A 9,405-nucleotide genomic window follows, 5' to 3' on the forward strand; every position below is an offset into this window, starting at 1 on the left:
AAACATTGCTTCCTTACCAGAACTTGCTCTAAAATACTTAACCTCCGGACTATCTATTTTGTCTCCGCCTTTGTCCTTTTTTCTTACAGAATTTATAACTACAGCCTCTTCCTCTTTATTTGAAGGAAAATAAAGCTTTACACTATCCCCTGCCTCCAGGTTTAAAGTGTTATCCTCCATAAATGTAATTATTTGCGAAACATATAAAAACAAAAAACTTTTTAAGAACCTAAAAATTTAAATTCTTAAAAAGTTTTCTATCACTTAATTCTAAAATTTAGTTTTTCACATTTTCTATTTCATCTTTAACACTTAATTTTTCCTTTTGCTTAGTTCTGTAAAGTTCTTACTTTGGATTATTGCACCATTTTGTCACATCTATAGCCAAACTCTTTATAGATACTTACTACTAAAACAGACCATATTTTTACAAATTCCGGGTGGTGTCTGGCACCTTTGTGGGGCTGTGCCACACTTGCTACTAAGTATAATTACTTTTCACAATCATAAAATTGCACAAAAACTCTTTCTTCTAGTATTTCTAATTCTTCTAAGTATATTTTTCTAATTTCTTCTTTTAAATTCATATATTTTTCTTTATTTTGTTTTCTATTATAAACTTCTAAATTTACAAATACCCCTTTTTCCACTTCTTTTCCTCCAAAATATATTGGATATTTATCTTCAAAATTAATCTCAAAATTATCTTGGTTTAGACAATATTTTACACAATCCTCAATTCTCTTTTTTAATCTTTCTTCCTTTTCCTTTGTAATTTCTATTGTAATTTTATTTACTATTTCTAATAACATCATATCCCCCTTGTATAATAATTTCAAACTTATTTAATCTATTCAATTTTCAGAACAATAAACCATTACAAATATGATACACAGCCTACATATTCAACATTATTACCTTTTATAATCTCATCTTCATATTTATAATCATATAAAAGAATTAATGAATTAACTGGCTTATCAAATATATTTTCAAATCCATGAATAATTATATTACTATAAGAAAAAGGTATTAATAAATCCTTAATTGCTACCAATTTTTCTTCATAAAATTCATATTCTATTGAGTCATCATCAGTATGTCCAAAATCAAATTCATTTGCAAATTTTGAATATATTTGATCTCCATCTGCTGTATATCCCAAACAAACATAATTTTTCAATTCTACTGTTGAATTAAAATTTCCAATCCATAAAGATATCATTCCATTTCATTCCACAAGAATTCTCCTCTCTAATTAAAATCTAATAGTCCTTTTGGAAGATATTCCTTCCACCTTCTAATTTTGTGTCTGCCCATTTTGCAAGATTTTTCTTAAAATAGTTATAATCTTTACTATTATCAATTAAATCAAATAACTCATTATGTACTATTTTACCTCTTTTTGAACAATGATGTGCTCCAATCCATATCATAAAACTGTCATTATATTCTTGACTTTTATCTCATTCAAGATAAAAGCCTTAATAAGTTATATACATCAATATTGACCATATATTCTTATTAAGACTTTTATTGTAGAATTAAATTATTTTCTATATTATCTCCTTCATTTCAATACAAAATAGTTTTTCTGTTGAATAAGTTGTTAATTAATTTAAATTCTACTCTTCTATAGCTGCTATAACTTATATATATTTTAAAATAATTTATTACTTTTAAAGATGACTCTCTATACAATTTCTTAAAATACAGACTCTCTATTCGCTGGCGTAAAATTTACATATCCATTTTCAAGCAACTTATCTGCAACATCATAAATATCTTGTTTTTTGGCAACTTGAAGCTCTTTTTCTGTAACTCCAATCAGCAAATTCAATACTCCAAAACCATCTGATACAGGTATAACTTCCGGGAATTCTATGGGGGTTAGAAGAATGAATCCAGCTAAATTTGTTCCTTGTATTATTCCTTCATTATACTCTAGGTATTGTCCTTGATATATGTGATTACCTGTATCATCTATGTACTTCGCCCAACTTATTAGTTCCCTATGAAATACTATATCATCAGATTCAGCAAAGATCATTAATTCATATCCATAACCTGATATTTTTCCCTCTTCCAATTCAATTAAAGAGTGTTCTAAAGTAGGATTTGTAAAACCTGCTGTTATATATACATCAAGCCCATTAAACACATTATCATATTTAATCACAAGTAATTGGCTTTTATCACTTTTCCATACTATGGTTGGTTCTTGAAAGCCAAACATGCCTCCATATATAAGTTCAACTCTATCATTCAATGGATATTTTTTATCAGTAGGCGGCATAAATATCCTTCGAAGTATCGTATCAATAGCAGGATCAAGTAATTGCCCTTTATCTGATGTCGATATAACTATTCTTGATAATGCAATTCCTTTTTCTGCAAATCTTATAAGTTCTGCCTCATCAAGCTCTACCCAAAGCTCAGGTTCTAGCTTTTTCCCTGAATCAAAGGTTTTTATATTTACAGATTCTTTCTCATAATCTAAAGTAAGCAGTTCGCATTCTTTTTCAAACTTAAACCCAATCTGTTTTGCATTTCTATATAAGTATTCAAAATAAGGTGATTTTTCTAATACAATTCGAAGAGCAGACACTCTATCTAAAAAAAACATTTAATCTCCCTCTTTCTACCAAAGATCAAAATTTCGTGGTTTGTATACCCATTCTCCTTCTCTATTAACATATCCCCATTCACCTTCGTATGTTACACATCCCAAGCCATTCTTAAATTCATCTGTTGTTGAAAACACGTTTTTCAACATGACTTTACCATTTCTATCAATATAACCACTAGAATCTTTATTTTCAAAAACTGCTATTCCATCACTAAAATTACCAACACTTTGATATTTATTTTTTATAACAATATTTCCACACTTGTCTATATACCCCCACTTTCCTCCTGTTTTTAACCTAAAGGCAGCTAAACCCTCTTTGAATTCAAATACTTGATAATATTTAGGTTCAATAACGAATTCACCTGACCTGTCTATAAAACCAAATTTTTCTCCATCTAAAGAAGCCTCCGCTAAACCCTCAGAGAAAAAAGAATTTTGCTTAAATTTGAAATCAATTACAGTGTTCCCTTTTTCATCTATAAATCCACACTTGCCTTGTTCATTAATAGCTGCTGCTAATCCTTCTGAAAATGTTGATAAACTTTTATATATGGGTTTAATTAGAAAGTTCCCCTGCTTATCAACTACTCCCATTTTCCCATCTATTTTAACTACTATTGTACCTGATAAATTGATAGCATTTATCATATCATATTGAGGTAAAACTAAAAATTCACCCTGCCTATTTATGCATCCATCTCTTCCATTTACTGTAATTTCAGCAATTCCGTTATTAAACTCTCCAATATATTGTGCATTAATCGATATAACCATTTTATTCTCAAAATCTATGTATCCCCTTTGGTTATCTCTTGTTAAAACTGGCGCAAGTCCATCACTATAATTTCTTGCATTCTTATACTGTGGTTCAATTATAATTTCTCCTTTATTATCAATAAATCCATATAAATTGTCTATTTTAATTAAGTAAAGACATTCTTTCATCTTATCCCCTCTTTATTTTTAATAACTTTAATCAAATGTTTTTCCTTCTTTCTTAAACCAATCCTTTGGCCAATTTTTAGCACCTTCTGATAATGGATTATATGTAACATCTATGTTCTTATTAGGAATTTTTACTCTTACATATCCTTTTGGTTCACTAAGAATCTCTGTAATTACTTTATCTCCTTGGCATTCTCTAGCTCTATAGTTTTCAAACATTTTTATTCTAGGATCATTTACTACTGGAGTCTGAGGAATTATATTCAATGGACTGTCTTCTATACAGTTGTCCTTAGCACCATCTTGTATAGACTTTATATGTCCTTTTTCGGTTCCTTTTGGAACTTTAATTCGTGTGTACCCATGTCCACGCTTTCCTCCATTTTCTACTTTCCATTCCATCTTTACGGTTTTACCACAATCATCTATAAATACAGTTGTTTTAACCATTCCATTTTCTACTATATCTATTTTATAGCTTGCACTTCCATCATCAATTTTTTCTATTGAATACTTTCCTTCCACCATACCCGCTTTTAGCTCTTTTATCATTACTCTTGACATATTTCCTGATTTTAAAGCTTTACTTAATTCTTCGAATTCATTCTCAGCTAACTTACTAGGTTCTTTTTCTTCATAAACAGCTTCCCCATCACCATTAACGACTTTATTATAATTCTTCTGCTGCTCATTTAATTCAGCTTTACTTATGTTATCATCAATCTTAGAACTATAATCAAAGAACCCATCTGGTACACCTTCCATTGATGGCTTAGGTCCACTATTTTCTTTAAAATCATCAATATCACTTGATTCTCTTTTTCCTAAATCACCAGCTTTTTTTTCAATTCCTTTTGCTAGATCATGACCACCTTTTAATATAAATATTGTATTTATGTTCTATCTTTTCCCTCAGCTATAACATTACCACCTAGAAAGTGATATTCACTTTCTATAGAAAGTCCACTAGTCATGCTGGTTTTTTTTACCATAACCTGACTCGATGCATTTATTGCTATTTTTTTAGGAGTATAAAATGACACATCGGCTCCTGCACTGAGCTTCAACTTTTTATGACTTTTTAATGTAACACCTAATGCATCTTCTATGCTGAGTTTTAATGGCTCTTTGCATCCACCAACTATATTTATCGCACCTGGAGTTATCTCAAGTTCGCTTCCATGTTCTGTTCCAAAATACCTTTATGCTATATCTGAGATCCCTGTAAAGCTACTTTCATTTATTTTTAAATATCAAAATATCCCCCACCTTCTAAAAGATGAGAGATATTAAATTCTAATAATTTTTATATTTACCAGTAACAATAAAATCAATTAGGTTTGTAAGCCTATCGTATACTTGATTATAAGATTTGTTTTTATATTTAGGATATATATACTTTCCTTGATGTATCATGATCCTAAATATCTCATTACCACCTTTTTGCGTACTATCCACCAATTTTTTTATAATATTAATTGTCTTTTGTTTAGAATATTGAAAAACTTCCATTATAACTTTCTCAACGGCAGAATATTGCTCACTTAACAAAATTTGGTTTTCTTCTGCCATTATACTCATCATTCCAAATAAATAAGCAATTATCAATTCTTTTTTCTGCTCACTTAATTCTTCCAACTCAATCTCAAGAATTTCAAATAAATTTCCAACTAATTCCTTACTCTCTACTAAAAACTTCTCCTCTTCCACCTATATTATAACTCCCATTCTCTATAACATAAATTACTTTTTCTTGAAAGCTAAATACATCTTCATAATTCTGTCAAACATTTTATCACATTCATCCTTAGCATACTCATAATACATTTCTATTCCTTCATGGATTATACGATAGTAAGTTGGATTTTGTTCTTTTTTTGTACTATTGATTAATAACTTAAGAAAAGTTTTCGCCTGTTCTTTTGAATATTTAAAAACCTTTATTAACACATATTCCGTTGTTACACTAACAACATCAACTGCAACTTTTTCTTCCATCCCATATGCACTTATCATCCCAAAAGAAAACATCGCTAACATCTGTCGATCAAATTCTGTAGAATCTTCAAATTCTATCTCCATTACTTCAAATAACTTTAAAGACATATTTTTACAATTCTTAACAAAAACACCATTATTCATTTATTTACATCCTTTTTTAAAAAATAATTATTTTTCCCTCTGGATAAGTTCCCTTCCAACCGCAAGGGAAACAACCTTGCTCATAAATGTTTAATAATTCATTATGAAATGGCTCTTCCTTATATTCACGAAACGCATATAACGCTAAAAAAAACAATAAATTTGATTTTATTATACTTTTTATAACTTCAGATTCTCCATATTTAATATTCCATCTTTTTTCTACATGGTCAGAAAGTTCTGGCAATATATTCATTTTTATTACTTTAATAACATCATTCCAGCGATATTTAGTCTCCACTCGATATACAGTAATATATGAACTTACATCTTGCCATTTATCTAGCAAAAGGTTAGCCCATCTTGTACTTGAACAATGCTTTATTGTACTTTCTATATCTTTAGAATAACTAATATCATATTTAGATATAGCATTCATACTTCCACAATTCTCAAACCACGATATGTTCTTTAATCTTTCCACCATATCATTGACAGACTTTTCAATCATTTCTTCCATTAGAATTCTCACCTTTCTATAGCATTTATTCTTCCTGGTATTCTAGGAACTTCAGCTGCTTCTGTAAGTCCATATGCCCTTTGCTGACTTGCCGCTATTTCAGTAATTAAATCTGCATCAGCTTCTGAAAATCCAGCATTAACCATAGAATCTTTCAATGCAGAATTATATTCTCCTACTGTCGGTTTAATTCCATCCATTTCTCCTCCAACTCTATAATCATCCCAAAATTCTTCCATAGTCTCATGTGCCTTATAATGGCTACTTTCCGGCTCCATAAATACATTTCCATCTGCATCAATCGCTAAGCCCTCTTCCGTTGGAATAATCTCCCTATATGCAGCATCCTGATTTAAATGATGTGATTGTCCTGTTGCATCATTTTTCTGGTAGCCATGACGTTTAATTATAATTTTTTCACTATTTTCTAATGTTAACTCATACTCAGAATTACGTATGTCCATTATAGCTTTGATTTCTTCTTCTGTATACATTTTATTCCCTTGGGCATCTATTCTATTTTCTAGTTTTCTTCTTAGACTATTTTCCGAACGTGTATTTCTTTTTCCATCTTTTACTTCAACTCTATCATTATTAATATTTTTATTAGAAAGACTTTCACTAGATTTTAATTCAGGATCACCCGCCCCCTTAACAGCATCCTCAACAGCTTCCATATACTTAATTTGGGTTTCATTTTTCTCAATAGTCTGGATCCCAACTTTACCATATTCTTCAACAACATTTGATATTCTAAAACCCGTACTTGCTTCAACTAATTCATCCGCTTTATTTATAACGCTGTTTAATCTTCCTACTGCTTGTGATAGCTTCTCTGAATTTACAGATATATTCTTTATTTTATTTAAAGCGTTGGCTGCTTCTGCTGCATATTCGCTACCTTTAGCAATTTTAGTAACCTTATCTACACCTTTAGGACCAAATACAGCTAATGCTACTTCTCCTAGCACTCTTCCCGCAAAATGTGCTCTGGAACTTGCATCTCCATTTATAACTTCTTTATTAAATGCATTTCCAATCTCCTTACCAATAGCAGCACCTGTGTCAATTGGATGTGATAATGCATTTGCAATTCCTTCAGCTGTTTTTATAGGATGCATAAACATATTTCCTATACCTTCAAGCGCACTCTTTCCAGTATCATACACTAATCCTTTAAAAAAGCTCTTTGTACATTTAATTATAATACCTGGATCTTTTCCCATCAACATATTATTATTCCACCCTTTTTTAATATCCTCCCAGGTTGGAATTATACCTGAATCTTCAGCTCCTGTTGTTATCTTTAGCTTTTTCTTCATCTCCTTTTCCAATTCTTTATTTGCGTTTTCTATATCATTAATTCCTTTCTCTATAGTATCCACCGCATTTTTAATATCTTTTGCATTTCCTGAGCTAACAGCTTTTCCTATTGCTGCAACTGACGTTGTTACAGCCTTAATTACTGCCTTAACAACGTTAACCACAGCTTTAAAAAATCCCATCCTCCTCACCTCATTTTCATCATTTCCATATAATTATTTCTCACCTTAGACCCCTTAATGCTTGTCTCTCCACTCATCTGTATTTCACTGGCTTTGCATTTTAAACCTATAGAATCCTTGGCTGATACCGTTATTGTTCCTGCATTTAAACTTATAATTCCTCCACTTATATTCACTCCGCCTCCAGATATCTGAATTCCGCTGTCGCTTATGGTTATTACCGCTCCATTTGCTGATATAGTTATCTCTCCATCAGTAAACTTTATTTCTCTCCCTGAGCTTATTCTAAACATTTTTACTCCCGGATCTGGAAGTCCTCCATCGCTTTTTCTTATGGAATTTATTACAATTCCCTCTTCTCTTTATTAGTTGAAATCTATATTAAAATTTTAGTGGTAGCCATCTTTTCGATAGCTACCAATCTAATAATAATTTCTACCACCTTCATTACTTCTTTTTCTGATTTTGTTAAGAATACAAATCTTTTGTTTAAACAATTCCACTACCTACAACAAAATCGCCTGAAAACTGTTCACCATTTTATTTAAAGCATCTTACTCCAGGAGTATCTCCATCACCATCATGCCAAGCAGTTGATGAATCCACATCCGCTTCATGAATGATTCTAAGCTGACAAATTCCTACATCATCTGGATTCTTTGGACTACTAACCACATCGGTACAGGCTATTACATATGAACCTTTATCAGTGGTAATAGTAATGATTAAATAAAAGGACTTCTTGTGATTTCCGTTTTCATAAAGATCGCCTATTGAGCTGCCATATTTACTTGAAACATATTTTCCTGAATAAAAGTCGAAAAATTCTTTAAGCTTTCCATCAATGTCATTTATTTTTGAAATAGAATTTTTTGAAAATGAGCCTTTAACTTTCAAAATATCTCTTGTATTTATTGTATCAAGCACCAATTTTTCTTGTTTTGCAATTTGTTGCTCTTCATTTGGTGGACTATACATAAATGGTAGTTGCTTCGGCAAAGAGCACGAAGTTAATCCTAAAATCATTGTTATTATAAACATAAACTTACATAGAATAGATATTTTACTTTTATCTTTCATAATATCACCACATTTCAACACTTATTTCTGCCATTTAAAATCTACTGTATGCGTATCTGGATGAAACGTCAAATTGAAATCTCTATTATGTGCACTGTAAAATGAACTCCACATGTCATCATGACCCGAAAAATCTATTGTACCAGAAAGTACTATATTTTCTTCAGCTATATTTTGAAATTTAGGGTTCCATCCTGTAATCCACCAGTTTGGCTTTCCTGGATTCCAATTAAAGACGGTTGTTGAGTCATTTATAGTTGCATTTAAAGTCATATTTAGAGAATTTTCCTTGGAAACTTCATAGAGCCCTGGAACATTATCAATTGCTGGTGTATTGACTCCCTTAATGTTTAATGATGGTACACTATGGCTATTATCATATATTCCAACCTCTCCACCTGCACCTAAGTTTAAATAATCTCCTTTCCACATCCATATTATATACTCAGTGTTGCCCACTTTAAACGGATATTTTCGCTTATTCATGCTTGTGGCTGCATTAAATACGTCATCATAAATATCACAATAACCACCTACATATTGCCAACAATATGGTTGGCTGGTATGATAAACGCCATTTT

Annotated in this window: 14 protein-coding genes and 1 pseudogene; all 15 read right to left on the minus strand. The window is 30.9% G+C overall.

The genetic code is table 11. From position 1 onward, the window contains the following. Nucleotides 1-180, minus strand: a pseudogene (locus I6U48_RS23710) (hypothetical protein); the annotation flags it as partial. A gap of 311 nt (nt 181-491) precedes the next feature. Then, the gene (locus I6U48_RS23715; RefSeq protein WP_218322958.1) at nt 492-812 is read right to left on the minus strand and encodes a hypothetical protein; all 321 of its coding nucleotides are present in this window, start codon (nt 810-812) and stop codon (nt 492-494) included. Between the two features lie 65 nt (nt 813-877). Then, entirely contained in the window at nt 878-1,225 is a 348-nt protein-coding gene (locus I6U48_RS23720) for an immunity 22 family protein (protein WP_218322959.1), read from the minus strand. Nucleotides 1,226-1,265: 40 nt separating this feature from the next. Next, nucleotides 1,266-1,436 carry a hypothetical protein gene (locus tag I6U48_RS23725; RefSeq protein WP_218322960.1) on the minus strand — a complete coding sequence of 57 codons (171 nt, stop codon included), beginning with the start codon at nt 1,434-1,436 and terminating at the stop codon, nt 1,266-1,268. A gap of 269 nt (nt 1,437-1,705) precedes the next feature. Next, on the minus strand, nt 1,706-2,626 hold the full coding sequence (locus I6U48_RS23730) for a suppressor of fused domain protein (protein WP_218322961.1): 921 nt from the start codon (nt 2,624-2,626) through the stop codon (nt 1,706-1,708). A 15-nt stretch (nt 2,627-2,641) separates the two neighbouring features. Beyond that, nucleotides 2,642-3,577 (minus strand): WG repeat-containing protein, encoded by a 936-nt coding sequence (locus I6U48_RS23735; protein ID WP_218322962.1) that lies wholly within the window; start codon nt 3,575-3,577, stop codon nt 2,642-2,644. A gap of 27 nt (nt 3,578-3,604) precedes the next feature. Continuing rightward, nucleotides 3,605-4,342, minus strand: coding sequence for a hypothetical protein (locus I6U48_RS23740; RefSeq protein WP_218322963.1), 738 nt, complete (start codon nt 4,340-4,342; stop codon nt 3,605-3,607). A 128-nt stretch (nt 4,343-4,470) separates the two neighbouring features. Continuing rightward, complete coding sequence (locus I6U48_RS23745) at nt 4,471-4,620, minus strand: hypothetical protein (RefSeq protein ID WP_218322964.1); 150 nt, start codon at nt 4,618-4,620, stop codon at nt 4,471-4,473. 253 nt (nt 4,621-4,873) lie between these two features. Next, a complete protein-coding gene (imm48, locus tag I6U48_RS23750) occupies nt 4,874-5,287 on the minus strand; it encodes an Imm48 family immunity protein (protein ID WP_218322965.1) in 414 nt (137 codons plus the stop codon). Between the two features lie 33 nt (nt 5,288-5,320). Continuing rightward, the gene (gene imm48 / locus I6U48_RS23755) at nt 5,321-5,719 is read right to left on the minus strand and encodes an Imm48 family immunity protein (RefSeq protein WP_218322966.1); all 399 of its coding nucleotides are present in this window, start codon (nt 5,717-5,719) and stop codon (nt 5,321-5,323) included. Nucleotides 5,720-5,735: 16 nt separating this feature from the next. Beyond that, nucleotides 5,736-6,239, minus strand: a complete 504-nt coding sequence (locus tag I6U48_RS23760) for a hypothetical protein (protein WP_218322967.1) — start codon at nt 6,237-6,239, stop codon at nt 5,736-5,738. Between the two features lie 8 nt (nt 6,240-6,247). Then, nucleotides 6,248-7,744 carry a hypothetical protein gene (locus tag I6U48_RS23765; RefSeq protein ID WP_218322968.1) on the minus strand — a complete coding sequence of 499 codons (1,497 nt, stop codon included), beginning with the start codon at nt 7,742-7,744 and terminating at the stop codon, nt 6,248-6,250. Nucleotides 7,745-7,749: 5 nt separating this feature from the next. Beyond that, the gene (locus tag I6U48_RS23770; RefSeq protein ID WP_218322969.1) at nt 7,750-8,037 is read right to left on the minus strand and encodes a hypothetical protein; all 288 of its coding nucleotides are present in this window, start codon (nt 8,035-8,037) and stop codon (nt 7,750-7,752) included. Between the two features lie 247 nt (nt 8,038-8,284). After that, nucleotides 8,285-8,824, minus strand: coding sequence for a DUF5104 domain-containing protein (locus tag I6U48_RS23775; protein ID WP_218322970.1), 540 nt, complete (start codon nt 8,822-8,824; stop codon nt 8,285-8,287). Nucleotides 8,825-8,845: 21 nt separating this feature from the next. Then, the coding region (locus tag I6U48_RS23780) for a DUF4474 domain-containing protein (protein ID WP_218322971.1) at nt 8,846-9,405 on the minus strand (560 nt) is incomplete at its 5' end.

The sequence above is a fragment of the Clostridium thailandense genome, from assembly GCF_019207025.1.
Classification (GTDB): Bacteria; Bacillota; Clostridia; order Clostridiales; family Clostridiaceae; genus Clostridium_AM; species Clostridium_AM thailandense.

Excerpts from the sequence above, each read along its gene's own strand:
- I6U48_RS23715 (WP_218322958.1), bottom strand. The coding sequence starts at position 812 with ATGTTATTAGAAATAGTAAATAAAATTACAATAGAAATTACAAAGGAA.
- I6U48_RS23735 (WP_218322962.1), bottom strand. The coding sequence starts at position 3,577 with ATGAAAGAATGTCTTTACTTAATTAAAATAGACAATTTATATGGATTT.
- I6U48_RS23720 (WP_218322959.1), bottom strand. The coding sequence starts at position 1,225 with ATGATATCTTTATGGATTGGAAATTTTAATTCAACAGTAGAATTGAAA.
- I6U48_RS23775 (WP_218322970.1), bottom strand. The coding sequence starts at position 8,824 with ATGAAAGATAAAAGTAAAATATCTATTCTATGTAAGTTTATGTTTATA.
- I6U48_RS23730 (WP_218322961.1), bottom strand. The coding sequence starts at position 2,626 with ATGTTTTTTTTAGATAGAGTGTCTGCTCTTCGAATTGTATTAGAAAAA.
- imm48 (WP_218322966.1), bottom strand. The coding sequence starts at position 5,719 with ATGAATAATGGTGTTTTTGTTAAGAATTGTAAAAATATGTCTTTAAAG.
- I6U48_RS23765 (WP_218322968.1), bottom strand. The coding sequence starts at position 7,744 with ATGGGATTTTTTAAAGCTGTGGTTAACGTTGTTAAGGCAGTAATTAAG.
- I6U48_RS23725 (WP_218322960.1), bottom strand. The coding sequence starts at position 1,436 with ATGATATGGATTGGAGCACATCATTGTTCAAAAAGAGGTAAAATAGTA.
- I6U48_RS23770 (WP_218322969.1), bottom strand. The coding sequence starts at position 8,037 with ATGTTTAGAATAAGCTCAGGGAGAGAAATAAAGTTTACTGATGGAGAG.
- I6U48_RS23740 (WP_218322963.1), bottom strand. The coding sequence starts at position 4,342 with ATGGAAGGTGTACCAGATGGGTTCTTTGATTATAGTTCTAAGATTGAT.
- I6U48_RS23760 (WP_218322967.1), bottom strand. The coding sequence starts at position 6,239 with ATGGAAGAAATGATTGAAAAGTCTGTCAATGATATGGTGGAAAGATTA.